Source organism: Tenacibaculum sp. IB213877, from assembly GCF_034043975.1.
Taxonomy (GTDB): domain Bacteria; phylum Bacteroidota; class Bacteroidia; order Flavobacteriales; family Flavobacteriaceae; genus Polaribacter.
Window position 1 is genome coordinate 114,974 of sequence record NZ_JAXCHH010000001.1, and the last position, 18,353, is coordinate 133,326.

General features: G+C 32.3%; 20 protein-coding genes. 6 read left to right on the forward strand and 14 right to left on the reverse strand.

The genetic code is table 11. From position 1 onward, the window contains the following. Positions 1 to 2 precede the first annotated feature (2 nt). A complete protein-coding gene (locus tag SLH33_RS00580) occupies positions 3 to 1,241 on the forward strand; it encodes an ABC transporter permease (RefSeq protein ID WP_320417111.1) in 1,239 nt (412 codons plus the stop codon). A gap of 33 nt (positions 1,242 to 1,274) precedes the next feature. Continuing rightward, on the forward strand, positions 1,275 to 2,369 hold the full coding sequence (locus SLH33_RS00585) for an efflux RND transporter periplasmic adaptor subunit (protein WP_320417112.1): 1,095 nt from the start codon (positions 1,275 to 1,277) through the stop codon (positions 2,367 to 2,369). A gap of 81 nt (positions 2,370 to 2,450) precedes the next feature. Here SLH33_RS00585 and SLH33_RS00590 read toward each other — a convergent pair whose 3' ends face one another. From SLH33_RS00590 to SLH33_RS00600, 3 genes are all read right to left on the reverse strand, one after another. Then, positions 2,451 to 3,338, reverse strand: a complete 888-nt coding sequence (locus SLH33_RS00590) for a 3-hydroxybutyryl-CoA dehydrogenase (RefSeq protein WP_320417113.1) — start codon at positions 3,336 to 3,338, stop codon at positions 2,451 to 2,453. 96 nt (positions 3,339 to 3,434) lie between these two features. After that, positions 3,435 to 3,794, reverse strand: a complete 360-nt coding sequence (locus tag SLH33_RS00595; RefSeq protein WP_320417114.1) for a hypothetical protein — start codon at positions 3,792 to 3,794, stop codon at positions 3,435 to 3,437. A gap of 2 nt (positions 3,795 to 3,796) precedes the next feature. Beyond that, positions 3,797 to 4,756 (reverse strand): Gfo/Idh/MocA family oxidoreductase, encoded by a 960-nt coding sequence (locus SLH33_RS00600; protein WP_320417115.1) that lies wholly within the window; start codon positions 4,754 to 4,756, stop codon positions 3,797 to 3,799. A gap of 127 nt (positions 4,757 to 4,883) precedes the next feature. Here SLH33_RS00600 and SLH33_RS00605 point away from each other — a divergent pair, with 127 nt between their 5' ends. Continuing rightward, the gene (locus tag SLH33_RS00605) at positions 4,884 to 5,525 is read left to right on the forward strand and encodes a protein-L-isoaspartate(D-aspartate) O-methyltransferase (RefSeq protein WP_320417116.1); all 642 of its coding nucleotides are present in this window, start codon (positions 4,884 to 4,886) and stop codon (positions 5,523 to 5,525) included. A 55-nt stretch (positions 5,526 to 5,580) separates the two neighbouring features. Here SLH33_RS00605 and SLH33_RS00610 read toward each other — a convergent pair whose 3' ends face one another. From SLH33_RS00610 to SLH33_RS00655, 10 genes are all read right to left on the reverse strand, one after another. Then, entirely contained in the window at positions 5,581 to 5,736 is a 156-nt protein-coding gene (locus tag SLH33_RS00610) for a hypothetical protein (RefSeq protein WP_320417117.1), read from the reverse strand. Positions 5,737 to 5,759: 23 nt separating this feature from the next. Further along, positions 5,760 to 6,614, reverse strand: coding sequence for a substrate-binding domain-containing protein (locus SLH33_RS00615; RefSeq protein ID WP_320417118.1), 855 nt, complete (start codon positions 6,612 to 6,614; stop codon positions 5,760 to 5,762). Continuing rightward, positions 6,615 to 7,484, reverse strand: coding sequence for a nucleoside phosphorylase (locus SLH33_RS00620; RefSeq protein ID WP_320417119.1), 870 nt, complete (start codon positions 7,482 to 7,484; stop codon positions 6,615 to 6,617). Next, positions 7,485 to 8,426: a DUF1835 domain-containing protein gene (locus SLH33_RS00625; protein ID WP_320417120.1), complete on the reverse strand. Its 942-nt coding sequence runs from the start codon at positions 8,424 to 8,426 to the stop codon at positions 7,485 to 7,487. Positions 8,427 to 8,595: 169 nt separating this feature from the next. Further along, on the reverse strand, positions 8,596 to 8,919 hold the full coding sequence (locus tag SLH33_RS00630) for a translation initiation factor (protein ID WP_320417121.1): 324 nt from the start codon (positions 8,917 to 8,919) through the stop codon (positions 8,596 to 8,598). 3 nt (positions 8,920 to 8,922) lie between these two features. Next, complete coding sequence (locus tag SLH33_RS00635) at positions 8,923 to 9,870, reverse strand: isopenicillin N synthase family dioxygenase (protein ID WP_320417122.1); 948 nt, start codon at positions 9,868 to 9,870, stop codon at positions 8,923 to 8,925. A 60-nt stretch (positions 9,871 to 9,930) separates the two neighbouring features. Continuing rightward, positions 9,931 to 10,644, reverse strand: coding sequence for a DUF6048 family protein (locus SLH33_RS00640; protein WP_320417123.1), 714 nt, complete (start codon positions 10,642 to 10,644; stop codon positions 9,931 to 9,933). Then, complete coding sequence (locus tag SLH33_RS00645) at positions 10,625 to 11,083, reverse strand: DUF6452 family protein (RefSeq protein WP_320417124.1); 459 nt, start codon at positions 11,081 to 11,083, stop codon at positions 10,625 to 10,627. The genes SLH33_RS00640 and SLH33_RS00645 overlap by 20 nt, the downstream gene beginning before the upstream one ends. Before the next feature lie 3 nt (positions 11,084 to 11,086). Further along, positions 11,087 to 12,538 (reverse strand): 23S rRNA (uracil(1939)-C(5))-methyltransferase RlmD, encoded by a 1,452-nt coding sequence (rlmD, locus tag SLH33_RS00650; RefSeq protein ID WP_320417125.1) that lies wholly within the window; start codon positions 12,536 to 12,538, stop codon positions 11,087 to 11,089. 100 nt (positions 12,539 to 12,638) lie between these two features. Beyond that, positions 12,639 to 13,067, reverse strand: a complete 429-nt coding sequence (locus tag SLH33_RS00655; RefSeq protein ID WP_320417126.1) for a c-type cytochrome — start codon at positions 13,065 to 13,067, stop codon at positions 12,639 to 12,641. 290 nt (positions 13,068 to 13,357) lie between these two features. On the opposite strand from SLH33_RS00655, the gene rocD reads away from it, so the two are divergent. Further along, positions 13,358 to 14,602, forward strand: coding sequence for an ornithine--oxo-acid transaminase (rocD, locus tag SLH33_RS00660; RefSeq protein ID WP_320417127.1), 1,245 nt, complete (start codon positions 13,358 to 13,360; stop codon positions 14,600 to 14,602). Positions 14,603 to 14,691: 89 nt separating this feature from the next. Here the strand turns inward: rocD and SLH33_RS00665 are convergent, their stop codons facing one another. Then, entirely contained in the window at positions 14,692 to 15,015 is a 324-nt protein-coding gene (locus SLH33_RS00665) for a YbaB/EbfC family nucleoid-associated protein (protein ID WP_320417128.1), read from the reverse strand. 135 nt (positions 15,016 to 15,150) lie between these two features. Between SLH33_RS00665 and SLH33_RS00670 the strand changes: the two genes are divergently transcribed. Together SLH33_RS00670 and SLH33_RS00675 are read left to right on the forward strand one after the other, a co-directional pair. Next, positions 15,151 to 17,247, forward strand: coding sequence for a S9 family peptidase (locus SLH33_RS00670; protein ID WP_320417129.1), 2,097 nt, complete (start codon positions 15,151 to 15,153; stop codon positions 17,245 to 17,247). Between the two features lie 109 nt (positions 17,248 to 17,356). Further along, a complete protein-coding gene (locus SLH33_RS00675) occupies positions 17,357 to 18,352 on the forward strand; it encodes a cysteine synthase family protein (protein WP_320417555.1) in 996 nt (331 codons plus the stop codon). Position 18,353 lies beyond the last annotated feature (1 nt).

An 18,353-nucleotide genomic window follows, 5' to 3' on the forward strand; every position in this document is an offset into this window, starting at 1 on the left:
TTATGTTTAAATTTTTATTTGATTCAGATACTTGGCAAGAAATTTACGGAGGAATTCGTAAAAATAAAACACGTACTATAATTACAATTATTGGTGTTTTATGGGGAATTTTTCTTTTAGTTGTTCTCTTAGGTGCCGCAAGAGGAATGGAAAACAACTTTAAAAATATTTTTGGAGACTTTGCCACCAACAGTGTTTTTATTTGGGCACAACGTACAGAAAAACCTTTTAAAGGATTTCAAAAAGGAAGATCAATTCGTTTAACCACAAAAGATATTGATATTCTTAAAAGAGAATTTAAAGAAATAAAGTATTTAGCTCCAAGAAGTCAAGCAAATAGTACCATAATTAATGGCATTAAATCAGGAGATTTTAATATCAGCGGAGATTATCCGGTGTTAGATAAAGTACAGAAGAAAGATTTAATATACGGACGTTTCATTAACGATAATGATATCTTAGGAAAATCAAAAGTTATTGTTATTGATGAAGAAATGTATAAACAGCTATTCGAAAAAGATGAATACCCAATAGGTCAGTATATTATTTCTAACAATATAAATTACAAAGTAATAGGTGTTTATAAAAAAGGAAATATAAATTTTGGAGATGATGCCTATATTCCTTTCACCACTTTTCAACAAGTGTACAACAGAGGAAATCAAATTAGTTGGATGATGGTTACTGCCCAAGAAGGAGTAGATATCAATCAATTTGAAAATGATTTAAAATTAACTCTAAAGAACTTGCACAAAGTAGACCCAGAAGATAATAGAGCTTTTGGTAGTTTTAATATGGGTACCGAAATAGGAAAAATTACTGGATTTTTAACAGGAATGCAGTTCTTAACATGGTTTGTAGGTATTGCAACATTAATTGCAGGTGTATTTGCTATTGGTAATATTCTTTTAATTACAGTAAAAGAGCGTACCAAAGAAATTGGAATTAGAAGAGCTATTGGGGCAACCCCAAGAGAAATACGTCAGCAAGTAGTATTAGAATCAGTTTTTTTAACCACTATTGCAGGTATGTTAGGTATTGTGTTTGGAGGTTTCGTACTTTTCTTAATCGATTATTTTTTAGGATCAGGACCCGACCCCACCTTATTGAATCCAACAGTTAATATTCCTATTATTTTAATAGCATTTTTCTTGTTAATGATATTAGGAACCCTAATTGGTTTAATTCCAGCATTTATGGCAACTATGGTTAAACCCATTGAAGCATTAAGAGACGAATAAAAAAATAATAATCAGACTTTATAAATAAACAAAATGAGTAAAAGAGCAAAAATTATTTTAATAGTTGTAGGTGTATTATTTGCAGCAGTACTAATTTGGTTCGGACAAAAGAACAAAAAAAATGCTGTTCAATATGAAACAGAAAAACCGTTTAAAACTACAATTGTAAAAAAAACAGTAGCAACCGGTAAAGTAATTCCGTTGGAAGAAGTAGAAATTAAACCACAAATTGCTGGTATTGTAGACAAGGTAATTGCAGAAGAAGGGCAAATTGTTAAAACAGGAGATTTGTTAGCGACTATTAGAGTGGTGCCTAATGAACAATCTTTACAAAGTGCAAGAGGTAAAATTAATTCGGTTAAAATACAGTTAGATAATGCCAAAACACAGTATGAAAGAAATAAAGCATTGTTTGAAAATGGAGTAATTTCTAACCAAGAGTTTGAGGCTTCTCAATTATCATACAATCAAGCACAAAACGATTTGCGTAATGCTCAAAATGATTATCAAATCATTAAAAGAGGCTCTGCAGGATCATCAGAAGCGAATACCAATATTAGAGCTACAACAACAGGTATGGTGGTAGAAATTCCTATTAAAAAAGGATACCAAGTTATTCAAGCCAACAGTTTTAATGCGGGCACAACCATTGCTACTATTGCAGATATGAATAAAATGATTTTTGAAGGAAAAGTAGATGAGTCTGAAGTAGGTAAATTAGTTAAAGGAACCGAATTACAAGTATCTTTAGGAGCTATTGAAGACAAAAAGTTTCCAGCTAAATTAAATTTTATAGCACCTAAAGGAACAGAAGAAGGAGGAGCAGTACAATTTAAAATAAAAGCAGATGTTACTCTAGACGATAACTATTTTATTAGAGCGGGTTATTCTGCAAATGCAGATATTGTTTTAGAGAAAAAAGACAGCGTTTTAGCAATTAAAGAAGCATTATTGCGTTTTGATAAAAAAACTGAAAATCCGTATGTTGAGATTAAAACCGGAGAAGATGAATTTGAAAAACGCGAGTTGAAATTAGGAGTTTCTGACGGTGTAAATATTGAGGTTGTTGAGGGTATTACTGCCGAAGACGAAATTAAAATTTGGAACAAAGCATCAAAAGATAAATAGACAATTAAAATACTGTGCTCTGATTATATAAAAAAAGGAACTCAATTGAGTTCCTTTTTTTATGCTTATTAAAACGTAAGATTAACTAAACATTTTAGCCACTTTTTCCGCTTTTCTGCTTTCTGAATAATCGTAAAAACCTTCACCCGATTTTACTCCTAATTTCCCCGCTGTAACCATATTTACCAATAACGGACATGGAGCATACTTCGGATTTTTAAATCCGTCGTACATAACGTTTAAGATAGATAAACATACATCTAAGCCAATAAAATCAGCCAATTGTAAAGGCCCCATTGGGTGCGCCATACCTAACTTCATCACTGTATCTATTTCTTTAACACCGGCAACTCCGTTGTAAAGTGTTTCAATACTTTCATTAATCATTGGCATTAAAATACGGTTGGCCACAAATCCTGGGTAATCGTTAACTTCTACAGGGACTTTATTGATTTTCTCTGTTAAATTAACAACAAAATCATTTACTTCATCAGAAGTGTTGTAACCTCTAATAATTTCTACTAACTTCATAATTGGCACCGGATTCATAAAGTGCATTCCAATTACTTTTTCTGGTCTTGAAGTTACAGCGGCAATTTGCGTGATAGAAATTGATGAGGTGTTTGTGGCTAAAATAGTATCATCAGGACATACTTCATCTAACTGCTTAAAAATTTTCAGTTTTAAATCAACATTTTCTGTAGCTGCTTCAACCACTAAACTAGCATATTGAACTCCATCTTGAATAGAAGTATAGGGAGTAATGTTTTTTAAAGTGTTAGCTTTATCTTCTTCGGTTATAGCTCCTTTAGCAACCATTCGATCTAAGTTTTTAGCAATAGTTGCTAAACCTTTATCTAAAGCTGCTTGAGAAATGTCTAATAATTGTACGTTGTAGTTAAATTGTGCAAAGGTATGCGCAATACCGTTACCCATAGTTCCTGCACCAATTACTGCAATATTTTTCATGATTTAGTTATTGTATTTTTTAGTTGTATTTGTAATGTCATCAACAAGCCAGATATTATTAACTTGCTTTAATTTAACTTCTAAAGTAAATTCTTTTCAATCATTACCCTGAAATATAAATGTATTATTGGTTAAATTATGATTAATCAACTTAAATCCTTTTTCAGGATAATCTTGAGCATTTAAAATAAGATCAAATCCAGTATTTTGATCAGATAGTTGTTTTATTTTTTTATTGAATTTATCTGTAGTTAGTTTTTGAGTACTCAACCATTCGTTAATTGAAATGGTTGAAGATGTATTGATGTATTCTATGTATTTATTAATGAATTTTTCAGCAACACTTTTGTTTAAAATTACAGAATTTGTATTGCTAGATTCATATGTTTGAGCTGAGCACCCCAAATTAAATATTAATACAAAACAAAAAATTAGTGCTGACTTGATATGTTTCATCTTTAAAAACAATCAATTATTAGATGCGCCACACGCAATGCTTCCGTTCCTTGTTTTAATGAAACTATAGGTGTAGTGTTATTATTAATGGCATCTGCAAATGATTCTAATTCATCTAAAATAGCATTGTTTGGTACCACTTTAGGATTGTCGTAATAAATTTGTTTTTTAACACCTTCAGCATTTTGTAAAATCATAGCAAATTCAGAAGGATGTCTTGGAACATCTTTCATTCGTACTACTTCCGATTTTTTCTCTAAGAAATCCACTGAAATATAAGCGTCTTTCTGAAAGAAACGAGACTTACGCATGTTTTTCATTGAAATTCTACTTGCTGTTAAGTTGGCAACACATCCGTTTTCAAACTCAATCCTTGCGTTGGCAATATCCGGAGTTTCTGAAATTACGGATACTCCACTGGCATGTACATTTTTTACTTTTGATTTTACCACAGATAAGATAATGTCAATATCATGAATCATTAAATCTAATACTACTGGTACATCCGTTCCTCTAGGGTTAAACTCTGCTAACCTATGAGTTTCAATGAACATTGGTGTGTCAATCTTATCTTTTACAGCAGTAAACGCCGGATTAAAACGCTCAACATGTCCTACTTGACCACGAACATGGTTTTGGCTAGCTAACGTTCTAATAGCTTCTGCTTCTTGTACCGTATTGGTAATTGGTTTTTCAATAAAAATGTGTTTTCCTTTTTCAATAGCTTGTTTAGCACAGTCAAAGTGAGAAAGAGTAGGAGTTACAATATCTACTACATCTACTGCCTCAATTAATTCATCTACAGAATTAAATAATTTATAACCAAACTCCTTAGCTACCTTTTTTGCATTTTCTTGAAAAGGATCATAAAATCCTACTAAATCATATTTTTCAGATTGTTGTAACAAGCGCAAGTGTATTTTACCTAAATGGCCTGCACCTAAAACCCCAGCTTTTAACATATTTTGATAAGTTATTTATTATGGGTTGATTATCAAATTTTTAAAATCAACGCTAACAAAGATACACTTTTATGGCTTTTTTTTGGCAAATATTACTACTTTTAGCTTGCTGAAAAAATGAGAATTAGTGAGAGATACAACCAAACATCAAGGACTTAGAAATCAATTAGCTACCGTTTTACAAGCTAAGGGTATTACTGATGAAAAAGTGTTAATGGCTGTTAGAAAAATTCCACGTCATTTGTTTATGGATAGTAGTTTTGAGGCACATGCGTATCAAGATAAGGCTTTTCCTATTGCAGCAGAACAAACCATATCTCAACCTTATACAGTAGCTTTTCAAACAGAAACTTTAGAGGTTTTGCCGGGAGATAAAGTGCTAGAAATTGGTACAGGATCTGGTTATCAAACAGCAGTTTTATTAGAAATGAATGCTGAAGTGTATTCTATTGAACGTCAGCATGAACTGTTTAAAAAAACATCCTTATTCTTACCAAAATTAGGGTATAAACCTAAAAAGTTAATTTTTGGTGATGGCTATAAAGGGCTAGCAGACGAAGCTCCATTTGATAAAATTATAGTAACTGCAGGGGCGCCATTTGTGCCCAAAATGCTACTAGGACAGTTAAAAATAGGAGGGAGAATGCTTATACCGGTAGGTAAAAGTACTCAAATAATGACCTTGTTTATTAGAAAGTCGGCAAAAGAGTTTGAAAAACACGAATTAGGTAACTTTAGATTTGTACCTATGTTGGAAAAGAAGAACTAAAAAAATCCGCCTTGGAAAAAAGCGGATTTATTGAATTTGAAAAAAGAACAATCAACTATTCGGCAGTTGCATCTGCAACTAACACTTCTGGTTGATGGTTTTGTTGAGTTTGCTTAGTGTTTTGTGATAGACCACATGGGCTTGTACTACCACATGAAGTAAATCCTAATGAACCAACGATACAAATTACAATAAATACTACTCTCTTCATTTTAATAAGTTTAAAGGTCAAAGTTACAAATTTCTAATTAATTCACTAGAATTTATCTTCTTTTCAATAACGTTAAAGTTTACCATTTTATTTTGAATGCGGGTCAATAAATTTTTGGTCATAGGTTTTCCGTCATTCCATTCGGTAATTGATAACCATTCTTGAATATCTTCTAATTGTTGTTCATACCTGATAGATAGTGTTTTATCTATATTTTCAATATTTTTAAAGTCTTTAGTACAGTTATTTATAATGTCTAAAACTTTTTTTACTTCCTGCGGATGATTTTCTAAAACTTCCTCTCTTACAGCTATTACAAAACAAGGCCAAGGAGTGGGGCAGTCGCCAACTCGTCTAAAAGTACCGTTATCAACCAACGGTTTTGTGGTAAAATGTTCCCACATAAAATAATCAGCCTCACCATTGGTTAAAGCTTCAATTCCTCCTTCTAAATTATCAATAACTTTAAATTTTAGTTTACTAATATCCCAACCTTGATTGTAAGCATTTACAATAGCCATAAGATGAGATCCGGAACCAAACCTGCTAATAGCCACAGTAGCATGTTCTAAATCTGAAATGGTTTTGAATGTAGATTTTGCTCCTACATGAATTCCCCAAATTAAAGGACTTTTTACAAAGGTTTGAATGATTTTTGAAGGATTTCCGTTGATGATATCTTTAATAATACCTTCGGTAAGTACAATAGCAATATCAACGTCACCATTACGTAAAGCTTTGGTCATTTGACCTGTACCTCCTGGGTAATCTGTCCAACGTAAATTGATTCCTTTTTTAGTATATTCTTTATTTTTTAAGGTGATGTACCACGGATAGTTAAAATGCTCAGGAACACCGCCAACTTTTAAATTCAGCATTTATTCTACTAGTTTATCTAACGTATATTCAATTAATTGGGTAACTATTTTTCCTGGATCTTTACTAAAAGTACCATTGGCTCTATTAGCAATTATAGCATTCATAGAGCAGGAATTATGACCTAGCAAGTTTGCTAAACCATAAATTGCAGAAGTTTCCATTTCTAAATTTGTAACTCGTATTCCGTTATGATTGAAGTTATCTATTTTATGGTTTAATTCAGCGTCTTGTAAGGGTAAGCGTAAAACACGCCCTTGCGGACCGTAAAATCCACCCGCAGTAGCTGTCATTCCTTTGTAAACATTTTCAGAAGACAATTTGTTTTCTAAAGTTTTAGAACCAGATAATACAATAGGATGTGCTTTTTTACTAGACCAATTTGTATGTTTTACAAAAGCATTTTCAATTTCTGGATGTGAAACTGCATCTATTTGATAAAAATGTAACATTCCGTTTAAATCAATAGCGTGTGTGCTTAATAAAAAGCTATCAACAAGTATATCTGATTGCAATGAACCCGAAGTACCAATACGAGTAATGTTTAACGTTGTAAGTTTTTCTTTAGGTTGTCGTGTTTCTAAATCAATATTTACTAAAGCATCTAACTCATTAAAAACTATATCAATATTGTCTGGTCCAATACCTGTAGAAATAACTGTTAAGCGTTTGCCTTTATAGGTTCCAGTAGTAGTTTTGAATTCTCTTTTTTGAGTGGTAAATTCAATAGCATCAAAGTGTTTGGTAACTTTATCAACTCTATATTGGTCACCCACAAAAATTATATCGTTAGCAATATGTTCTGGTTTTAAATTCAAATGATATACACTACCATCTGGATTTAAAATAAGTTCTGATTGTTTAATACTCATTTAAGAAGATATTTTCAGCAATTTATCGTTTTCATTAACGTACAAATAGCTGTATTTTTTAGCACCGCCAAGATACGAAAATTCAGAGCGAATTTGACCGTAATAGTTCATTTGATTGTGCAATACCTTTTTACCAACTTTACTTAATTTTACTGGATTAAAAGAGGTGAAAAGTTTTTTAAGTTCTGTAAGTCTGTTTTCGTATTGAATATCACCAAAACCATACACACCATGGGTTTTAATAATTTCTGATACAAACGCATCTTTTGAACTGAAAGTTTTCTCTTGAGCTAATACTAAAATATCATTTTCAATTTTATTCAATCCGTTTTCTATAGATGGGAAACGTAGCAAATGTGCTTTAATGGCTTCTTCTAGATAGATAAAAGGAGACATCGGATTGAATTTGTATACAGTTTCTAAGCGTAGCGGACTGTCGGAACAATACAATTGCCAAATATAATCGGCATACTCAATATCATCTTGAGTTAGTTCAACTCTATTTTCATAAAGATTTAAAAGTTGTTTTTGAGTATACTCTGATAGTGTTTTAAGTTTAGAATTATTTTTGGTTTTTCCACCTTGTATTAAGGATATTTTTCGATCACTTCTGTAGCGTTTTAACCAACTAATAACTGCTAACATGTTTATTTGACAAAAAAGGTCGTATTCAAACCATAAAACAATCTCATCTTGTTGTTTTTGTTGGCAAAGGTTTCTGTATTCCTTTAAAGTATAATCAATAAACTTTTTCTTGGTTATTTTGTATGAGCTTTTTAAAAAATCAAAACGTGTTTTCCAAAAAGATTCACTTCCTACTTCTGTAATAGTTTTTCCTTCGCACAACATTTCTCTCCAGGTGATAATTTCACCTTCCACACCTAAGCTTTGTAATAATTGTGTGGTAGTGTCGCCGTTGGTTATGTGTAAAATAGAATTCATAATTAATTGGGGATTTAACTTCCAATTATACTAAAAAAAACGTTGAATAGTAAATGTTTAGTATTTAAACAGCTTATTTTTAAATATCTATAAAATGAACTGTTAAAAAAACATCGCTTTTAAAAAATAAGTTGCTAAAAATGTGAAAATTTTAGCAACTTATTATGTGTTATCCGCCAACTCTTTTAACATTAAACCCTTTGTTTTTAAGTAGCTCCATAATTTTATCACGATAATCTCCTTGAATGATAATTTTTTCATCCTTAAAGCTACCTCCAACAGAAAGTTTAGTTTTAATTTCTTTGGTTAATTTTTTAAAATCTTCAGTAGCGCCATTGTAACCTTCTAAAATGGTTATAGGTTTTCCTTTGCGTTTTTCGTATTTACAAATGATAGGTTCATCTTGTAACCATACATCTGGTTTTTTCTCCGCAGCGGGCTCTTCAAATTTATGTTCAGGAAAAAGGTTTTTTAATTGATCTTGTAAATCCATAGATTATTTGATTAACCCTAGTTCACGTAAACGTTCATTTAAAAATTCTCCTGCTGTAATGTCTTCAAATTGTTTAGGATTTTGCTCATCAATACAATTTTCTAACACATCTAATTTCATTTCTGAAACCGGGTGCATAAAAAACGGAATTGAGTAACGAGAAGTTCCCCATAATTCTTTAGGTGGATTTACCACACGGTGAATGGTTGATTTTAATTTGTTGTTACTGTGACGAGACAACATATCTCCAACGTTAATCATTAATTCATCGGGTTGTGCAATAGCATCAATCCATTCTCCTTTATGGTTTTGAACTTGTAATCCGCGTCCGTGAGCTCCCATTAATAAGGTAATTAAATTAATATCCCCATGAGCAGCTGCTCTTACAGCTCCTTTTGGCTCTTCTTTAATAGGAGGGTAGTGGATTGGACGTAAAATACTGTTACCGTTTTTGATGTATTGGTCAAAATAAGTTTCTTCTAACCCTAAATGTAAAGCTAATGCACGTAAAACGTATTTAGCTGTTTTTTCTAACATTTTGTAGGTTTGTTTCCCTACTTCATTAAAATGTGGTAATTCTTCAACTTCAACATTTGCAGGATATTCAGCTTCTAACTTTGGATCATTTTCTACGTACTGACCAAAGTGCCAAAATTCTTTTAAATCACCTTCTTTTTTGCCTTTAGCACTTTCTTTTCCGAAGGAAACATAACCACGCTGTCCTCCAATCCCAGGAATTTCGTACTTCTGTTTGGTTTCTACTGGTAATTCAAAAAAGTTTTTAATTTCTTCATATAAATTATCCACTAGTTTATCGTCTAAAAAATGACCTTTTAAAGCAACAAAACCAATGTTTTCATAAGCGTGACCTATTTCATCAATGAACTTTTGCTTACGAGCAGGATCATTTGATAAAAAGTCTTGTAAATTTACGCTTGGTATTTTATCCATTGTTAATAAGTTTTATTTTTCGATTTGTAAAGTTAGTAAAATCAATACTATCCTCGAAAATTATTTATTAACAAAAGGAATTAAATAAGAAATAGTATAATTAAAGCCAAAACCAGTATCACTACTATATACTCTGTTAAAACCAGGTGCGTATAAAGTTTTAAAGTTTTCTTGATCATCAATACTCACAGCTATTTTATAAGAGCCGCTAAAGCCAATAAATAAATTTTTAAAGGTTTCAACCTTAATTCCAACTTGTAATTCTAACCAATGTGCTTTTAAACCGGTATCACTCATAGGAGTATTATTTGGCTGCGATGGGTAATATCCAGGGAAATCAGGATTACTTACGTTAGGAGTGTAGCTATTTAGTGTATGATCAAAAATGGCAAATCCGTAACGTCCTCCTACATAAATTTCGTTATTCATGTCTAGCCAATTATTATAAGTGTTGTAATTAGCTCCTAAGCGAATATAATTTCCTTTAGAGGTAGATTTTGTGTAATCTTCAAACGTAATTTCTTTTTCATGACCAATTTCACCAGCTATGTACCATCTTTTTGAAACGCGATAATCTCCAACTATTTCGTAACCTGTGTAACTTTTATCAACTAGTTGTAACGCAGGCTTACTAACGTCTATGCCCAATCGTAAACCATATCCTGTTTTATATACAATGGTGTCTTTTTTAGTTTCTTTGGAAGGTTTATTTTCTTGTGAAAAACCAAAAGAAACTACAAAAAGGAAAAAAATACTAATGATAAATTTTAACATGTGCGCTACTTTGATTATTTATTGTTGGTATTTCTGTTACTGATAGGCTGTCAATCCATCCTGTTTTTTCAAAAGAAACGTCATTAAATAGAACTCTATACCCGCAAGATCTTGATACATACTCATCTTCTGTTGTATAGTTAATAGTTAATGTAGCTGTTTGCAAGGTTCCTTTTGATAGGTTAAATTTTGTTTGTTGTGCTAACGTGTTTAAAGGAAGTGCTATTGAATCGGTATTTAAATTTTTATAAATACTATCCTTACCATCAACCCAAACATATAAAGAATCTGCTTTTTTGGTGTCAGCTACAGTATCCTTGCTGTAAAAACGGAGAACCAAACTAGGTGTTACCGGATTTTGTGTGCAAAAATCATCTTTTTCACAAGAAGAAATGATTATTACAGTGAGTATTAAAAAGGTGATTGCTATTCGTTTCATAACTTATTTTTCAAATAATACCACAGTTTCTATATGTGCAGTGTGTGGAAATTGATCTACTAAACTAATCTTTTTTATGTTATAGCCAGCTTCCATTAATTGCTCAGTATCTCTGGCTTGAGTTGCCGGATTACAAGATACATAAACCATTCTATCTGCTTTTAGGTTAATGATTTTTTTTAATGTTTTTGGCGCTATTCCTGCACGTGCAGGGTCTAAAATTATGGTTCTGATTTTGTTTTGGTACTGCGGATGCTCCGTTAAGAATTTACCTACATCAGCAGCAAAGAACTCTACTCCTTCAATGTTATTTCTCTTAGCATTTTCTCTAGCATCTTTAATAGCGGACGCTACAATGTCAACTCCGATAATTTTAGTGTTATTACTTTTTGAAGCTAAGATTTGACCAATGGTTCCCGTACCACAAAAAAGATCCATTACCACGGTGTTGTCAATGGCTTCTTTGTTTTCGAGTGCATAATCAATAACTTTTGAGTATAATTTTTCGGCAGATTTTGGGTTGGTTTGAAAGAAGCTTTTCATACTGATCTCAAAATTCAATCCCAACAACTCTTCAACAATTTTATCTTTTCCGTAAACCAGTTTAATACTTCCAGAGGTTGCTATAGTTCTATCTCCAGTTTCATCATTAATGGTGTGTAATAAACCAGCAACTCTGTCACCAAATTGTTCTACTAAAAACTCAGCAAATTTATGTAAATCAAAGTTAGGTAAATCTTCAGAAGTAGTTACTAAATTAAAAAGTAACTCATTGGTTTTATATGACTTTCTAACTACAAAATACCTAAAAAAGCCATATCTTTTTGGCGCGTGCCAAGGTGTTAAATCTGTATTTTCAAAATATTTACGAATATCTTTTAACTTGTTTTCAAGTTCAGCATCAAAAAGCCCGCTGTCTTTATCTAAATTTTCTCCAATCCACCAAGTACCACGTCTCTTAAAACCTAAAGTAAATTCGTCAACATCAGTATTGTTTTCGCTATCAAAACCAATAGCAGAGAAACTATATTCCATTTTATTTCGATAATGAAATACATTAGGAGATGACACAAATTCATCAAAAAGCTCTTCAATATGGGCTACTTTACCTATTTTTTTGAACAAACTCATGGTACTAGTGTATTTGTACTCATGTTGTTTTTCAATAGGTAATTTTATGTATGGAGCACCAGGTATTTGTTGATAAGGAACCGAAACTTCATCTTCAGAGTCTTTTAAAACCTCTATTAATTTACATTCGGCATATTTCTTTTTCGATTTTTCAACTCTAGCTTTTACTAATTGCCCCGGAAGTGTATTAGGAACAAAAACTACAAACTCTCCATGTTCATTTCTAATGCGTCCAATTCCTTTTCCTCCAAAGGCATAGTCTTCAATCAAGATTTCAATAATTCCGCCTCTTTTTACAAATTTATTACGTTCTCTACGTGGCATTTTACAGTATTAAATTTTCAACTGCAAAGCTATGAAAACTAAGTATAAAAAAACACCTTATACAAAGGTGCTTTTTAAAATAAATGGATAAAATGATTTGTTATTGAATGCTCAGCATATAAGCTTCAATGGCTTTCAACTCCTTTTCGCTCATTTCTTTCACAAAACTATCTAAATTAGCTTTCATCACAGCAACTTGTCCTGGATCCGTGTCAACTATAGGTGCTGATTTGCTTTGTAAAAAAGCGACAATGTTAGCATCTTTTGCTTTATACACTTTTGTAATTTGTTTGATAGAAGGACCAATTACTTTTGTGTCTACTTGATGACAAGTAGTACAGGTTTTTTCAGTAAATAATTTCTTTCCTTCTGCAATTTGATTGTTTTCCGTTTTCGAAGGCTCAGTTTTGTTAGATGTAGATTTTGTGGTTGTTGAAGGTTTTCCGTATGCCGGAGCTTCTTTTTTATTACTACAACTAAATAGCACAAAAGTTATACTTAGTACTATTGAATAGATAAAGGTTTTCATGATTAAAAAGATTTTTGACAAAACTATTTTGATGTTTTTCTCAAAAGGCTAACATTTATCATGGTTTTTAAAGTATTTTTTGAGTATTAAAATATATTGATTAGTAGGTGTTTATAGGTATTTATATAAAATATAGAAGAACATTTTATAACATTCTGAATATTTACTAATTTGCACCCTCATAGGGATGATTTCTTTCCCACGCTGAATTTTCGTCCCGATACTTCGGAGAAACGAAAGGATAAAGGTAGATAAGGAATGGTTATTTTATTCACTTAAAAATTATTAAAATGGCTGTTTTAGACCAATTAACTTCGCAACAAGCGATCGATTTAGAAAACAAGTATGGAGCACACAACTATCATCCACTTCCAGTGGTTTTGAGTAAAGGAGAAGGTGTGTATGTGTGGGATGTAGAAGGTAAAAAATATTATGATTTTCTTTCTGCATATTCGGCAGTAAATCAAGGGCATTGCCATCCAAAAATTGTTGGAGCAATGGTTAATCAAGCACAAACTTTAACCTTAACATCACGTGCTTTTTATAACGATATGTTAGGGCGTTATGAAAAGTTTGCTTCTGAATATTTTGGATTTGATAAACTATTACCAATGAATACAGGTGCAGAAGCTGTTGAAACAGCTTTAAAAATCTGTAGAAAATGGGCATATGAGGTAAAAGGAATTCATGAAAATGAAGCTGAAATTGTTGTTTGCGAAAACAATTTCCATGGAAGAACGACTACTATTATTTCATTTTCTAACGATCCTGTAGCTCGTGAACACTTTGGGCCTTATACCAAAGGATTCATCAAAATTGAATATGACAACTTAAAAGCGTTAGAAGAAGCTTTAGAAAGTAATAAAAACGTTGCGGGTTTCTTAGTAGAACCAATTCAAGGTGAAGCAGGAGTGTATGTTCCTTCAGAAGGATATTTAGCGGCTGCTAAAGCCTTATGTGAAAAACATAACGTGTTATTTATTGCTGATGAAGTGCAAACAGGAATTGCACGTACAGGACAATTATTAGCGGTGGATCATGAAAATGTAAAACCAGATGTGTTGATCTTAGGAAAAGCATTATCAGGAGGAGCATATCCTGTATCGGCAGTATTAGCTGATGATGCTATCATGAATGTAATTAAACCAGGGAACCACGGATCTACATTCGGAGGAAATCCAGTTGCAGCAGCAGTAGCAATGGCTGCGTTAGAAGTAATTCGTGATGAGAAATTAGCAGAAAATGCTGAACGTTTAGGTAAAATTTTCCGTGAAGAACTAGGGAAATTTGTTGAAGTAAACAAATTGGTAACTTTAGTAAGAGGAAAAGGGTTGTTAAATGCTGTGGTAATTAATGATACTGAAGATAGTGATACCGCTTGGAACATTTGCATGAAGTTACGTGATAACGGATTGTTAGCTAAACCAACACACGGAAACATTATTCGTTTTGCGCCACCGTTGGTAATGAACGAAGAGCAACTAAGAGATTGTATTGAAATTATAAAAAAGACAATTACTGAATTTACAAAGTAATTTTAAATATAGGAAAGTAAAAAAACGACCTTACTTCGACTACGCTCAGTAACCGAAAGGTCGCTTTTTTTATTTCTTTAAGAGAAAAACTACTTAAACATATCCATTCCCGGAATATTTGGCATTCCGCTTTTAGCAGCAGTAGCCATTTCTTGTTCGTTAATTTCTCCGGCTCTCTTCAACGCTTTATTTAAGGTTAGAACTAAGTAATCTTCTAATTCTTCAGAATCATTTAATAAAGAATCATCAATAATAATTTCTTTGATTTCTCTGTTAGCAGTTACGGTTACTCTAATTTTATTTTCTGCACTGCTTTCATCAATTAAAACAGTATTTAAACGTTGTTTAGTTTCTTCAACCTTTTGCTGAGCTTGTTTCAGCTTATCCATCATTCCTGATAAATCTCCAAACATAATTTATAATTTTTAAGATTTAATAATTGCAAAATTAGTATTTTACCAGTATTAAAAACAAATTAAAAAATGAGAAAACTACTACTGCCTAGTTTATTATTATGTATTATTTTTGCATCCTGCAAAGAAAAAAACATGAAGAAAGACATAAAAGCTCCTGTAGCTGAAAAGCAACCTAAGGAACTAGAAATTCACGGTGATGTAAGAACCGATAATTATTTTTGGATGCGTTTGACTGATGAGCAAAAAAATGCTACTCAAAAAGACAAGCAAACCCAAAAAGTATATGACTACCTAGATGCTGAAAATAAATATTTTGATGATGTAATGGGGTATACCCAACAGTTTCAGGAGGATTTATTTCAAGAAATGAAAGGTAGAATTAAAGAAGATGATGAGTCGGTTCCGTATAAGAAAAATGGATATTTCTATATTACTCGCTATGAAAAAGGTCAGCAATACCCAATTTATTCGCGTAAAAAAGGAAATTTAGAAGCTGAAGAAGAAATCTTGTTCAATGTAAATAATGAAGCAAAAGGTTTTGATTATTTTCAGTTAGGTGGGTTAAATGTTTCTGAAGACAATAAGCTAGCTGCTTTTGCTACAGATACGGTAAGTCGTCGTCAATATTTTATCAGAATAAAGAACTTAGAAACTGGTAAGATCTATAAAGATATTATTGAAAATACTACAGGAGGAAGCGTATGGGCAAATGATAATAAAACATTATTCTATACAAAAAAAGATCCTGTAACATTACGCTCTTCAAAAATTTATAAGCATACTTTAGGTTCTGATGCTTCTTTGGATGAGTTGGTGTATGAAGAAGGAGATGAAACATTTGGAACTTTTGTCTATAAAACAAAGTCAAACAAATACTTAGTAATTGGTTCTTACAATACAGTTTCTACAGAATACAGAGTGTTGGAAGCTGATAATCCTGATGGAGAGTTTAGAGTTATTCAACCTCGTGAACGCGATTTAGAATATGAAATTGCGCATTTTGAGAATGATTTTTACATTAAAACCAACAAAGATGGAGCAACCAACTTTAAGTTGATGAAAACTCCTGAAAATAAAACAGGAAAAGAAAACTGGGTAGATGTGATTCCACATAGAGAAGATACTTTATTAGAAGATTTCTCCATTTTTAAAGAGTACTTGGTTTTAGAAGAAAGAAACGAAGGATTGATCAAAATCCGAATTAAGCGTTGGGACGGAGCGGATGATTATTATTTACCATTTGGTGAAGAAACGTATACGGCAAGCGTATATAACAATCCTGAGTTTGATACTGATGTTTTCCGTTATTCATACAATTCAATGACCACTCCAAATTCGGTAATTGATTTTAACATGAAAGATAAAACCAAAGATGTTAAAAAGGAGCAAGAGGTTTTAGGAGGGAAATTTGATAAAAACAATTACATAAGTAAGCGTTTGTGGGTTCCTGCAAGAGATGGTAAAAAAGTTGCTTTATCAATTGTACATCATAAAGACACTAAAATAGACAAGAATACGCCTATTTTACAGTATGCCTATGGTTCTTACGGATACACGGTTTCTGATGGCTTTTCAACGACTCGTTTAAGCTTATTAGACAGAGGGTTTGTTTTTGCCTTAGCACATATTAGAGGAGGTGAATATTTAGGACGTGAGTGGTATGAAGATGGTAAAATGTTGAATAAGAAAAATACGTTTACAGATTTTATTGACTGTTCAAAATACTTAATTGATAACGGTTACACTTCACCAGAACATTTATATGCTATGGGCGGATCTGCTGGTGGTTTGTTAATGGGAGCTGTAGTGAATATGAATCCGGAATTGTATAACGGAATCATCGCTGCTGTACCATTTGTAGATGTAATTTCTACGATGTTAGATGATAGTATTCCGTTAACTACAGGAGAATATGATGAGTGGGGAAATCCGAATGTAAAGGAGTACTATGATTATATCAAATCCTACTCACCATACGATCAAGTTGAGGCAAAAAAATATCCAAATATGTTGGTTACTACCGGTTTACACGATAGTCAAGTGCAATACTGGGAGCCTGCAAAATGGGTAGCTAAATTACGTGAATTAAAAACCGATAATAATTTATTATTGTTGCACACCAATATGGAAGCTGGTCACGGAGGCGCATCAGGAAGATTTGATGCACTTAAAGAAACAGCAAGAGAATATACCTTCTTTTTAGCTTTAGAGGATAAGTTAGAAAAATAATATTACTTTTGCCCTCGAATTGAGGAATTGTCATTTTGAGCGAAGCGAAAAATCTGTCATTATTTACAGTTCTTCTCTTCAGTTCAAAATGACATTTTTAATTTATAAAATGGAGAAAAACACCACAATTAAAAACAATATTTTAGAATTAGTTGGGCAAACCCCTATTGTTAAATTACATAAAATTATACAAGACTTACCAGGTAATTTTTATGCTAAAATTGAGGCATTTAATCCTGGGCACTCTGCTAAAGATAGAATTGCACTACATATTGTTGAAAACGCTGAAAAAAAAGGAATACTAAAACCAGGGCATACTATTGTAGAAACTACTTCAGGAAATACTGGATTTAGTTTAGCAATGATTAGTTTAGTAAAAGGTTATAAATGTATTTTGGCGGTGAGTGATAAATCTTCACAAGATAAAATAGATATTTTAAAAGTAATGGGGGCAGAGGTGCACGTGTGTCCTGCAAATGTACCGGCAGATGATCCTCGTTCGTATTATGAAACCGCAAAGAGAATTCAACAAGAGACTCCTAACTCTATCTATATAAATCAATACTTTAATGAATTAAATATTGAAGCACATTACGCTACTACTGGACCGGAAATTTGGGAGCAGACCCAAGGAAAAGTAACGCATGTAGTAGTGGCAAGTGGTACCGGAGGAACAATTTCTGGAGTTGGACGCTATTTAAAAGAACAAAACTCAGATATACAAATTTTAGGAGTAGATGCTGTAGGGTCTGTCATTAAAAAGTATCATGAAACACGTAAGTTTGATAAGCGTGAAATAGCTCCGTATAAAATTGAAGGATTAGGGAAGAATTTAATTCCGACGTCTACCGATTTTGATGCTGTAGATGTATATGAAAAGGTAACTGATAAAGATGCTGCATTAGAAGCACGTAAATTGGTAAAAGCCGAAGGTATTTTTGCGGGGTATACAAGTGGTGCTGTAATTCAAGCTACGAAGCAATATGCTGCTAAAAACTATTTTACTGATGATAGTTTTGTAGTTATGATCTTTCCAGATCACGGTTGTCGTTACATTAATAAAATCTATTCAGATGAATGGATGAAAGAGCAAGGGTTTATCTAAG

Excerpts from the sequence above, each read along its gene's own strand:
- SLH33_RS00620 (WP_320417119.1), bottom strand. The coding sequence starts at position 7,484 with ATGAGTATTAAACAATCAGAACTTATTTTAAATCCAGATGGTAGTGTA.
- SLH33_RS00590 (WP_320417113.1), bottom strand. The coding sequence starts at position 3,338 with ATGAAAAATATTGCAGTAATTGGTGCAGGAACTATGGGTAACGGTATT.
- rlmD (WP_320417125.1), bottom strand. The coding sequence starts at position 12,538 with ATGCCACGTAGAGAACGTAATAAATTTGTAAAAAGAGGCGGAATTATT.
- SLH33_RS00675 (WP_320417555.1), top strand. The coding sequence starts at position 17,357 with ATGGAGAAAAACACCACAATTAAAAACAATATTTTAGAATTAGTTGGG.
- SLH33_RS00635 (WP_320417122.1), bottom strand. The coding sequence starts at position 9,870 with ATGGATAAAATACCAAGCGTAAATTTACAAGACTTTTTATCAAATGAT.
- SLH33_RS00580 (WP_320417111.1), top strand. The coding sequence starts at position 3 with ATGTTTAAATTTTTATTTGATTCAGATACTTGGCAAGAAATTTACGGA.
- SLH33_RS00655 (WP_320417126.1), bottom strand. The coding sequence starts at position 13,067 with ATGAAAACCTTTATCTATTCAATAGTACTAAGTATAACTTTTGTGCTA.
- SLH33_RS00615 (WP_320417118.1), bottom strand. The coding sequence starts at position 6,614 with ATGCTGAATTTAAAAGTTGGCGGTGTTCCTGAGCATTTTAACTATCCG.
- SLH33_RS00625 (WP_320417120.1), bottom strand. The coding sequence starts at position 8,426 with ATGAATTCTATTTTACACATAACCAACGGCGACACTACCACACAATTA.
- SLH33_RS00585 (WP_320417112.1), top strand. The coding sequence starts at position 1,275 with ATGAGTAAAAGAGCAAAAATTATTTTAATAGTTGTAGGTGTATTATTT.
- SLH33_RS00645 (WP_320417124.1), bottom strand. The coding sequence starts at position 11,083 with ATGAAACGAATAGCAATCACCTTTTTAATACTCACTGTAATAATCATT.
- SLH33_RS00670 (WP_320417129.1), top strand. The coding sequence starts at position 15,151 with ATGAAGAAAGACATAAAAGCTCCTGTAGCTGAAAAGCAACCTAAGGAA.
- SLH33_RS00665 (WP_320417128.1), bottom strand. The coding sequence starts at position 15,015 with ATGTTTGGAGATTTATCAGGAATGATGGATAAGCTGAAACAAGCTCAG.
- rocD (WP_320417127.1), top strand. The coding sequence starts at position 13,358 with ATGGCTGTTTTAGACCAATTAACTTCGCAACAAGCGATCGATTTAGAA.
- SLH33_RS00600 (WP_320417115.1), bottom strand. The coding sequence starts at position 4,756 with ATGTTAAAAGCTGGGGTTTTAGGTGCAGGCCATTTAGGTAAAATACAC.
- SLH33_RS00610 (WP_320417117.1), bottom strand. The coding sequence starts at position 5,736 with ATGAAGAGAGTAGTATTTATTGTAATTTGTATCGTTGGTTCATTAGGA.
- SLH33_RS00595 (WP_320417114.1), bottom strand. The coding sequence starts at position 3,794 with ATGAAACATATCAAGTCAGCACTAATTTTTTGTTTTGTATTAATATTT.
- SLH33_RS00640 (WP_320417123.1), bottom strand. The coding sequence starts at position 10,644 with ATGTTAAAATTTATCATTAGTATTTTTTTCCTTTTTGTAGTTTCTTTT.
- SLH33_RS00630 (WP_320417121.1), bottom strand. The coding sequence starts at position 8,919 with ATGGATTTACAAGATCAATTAAAAAACCTTTTTCCTGAACATAAATTT.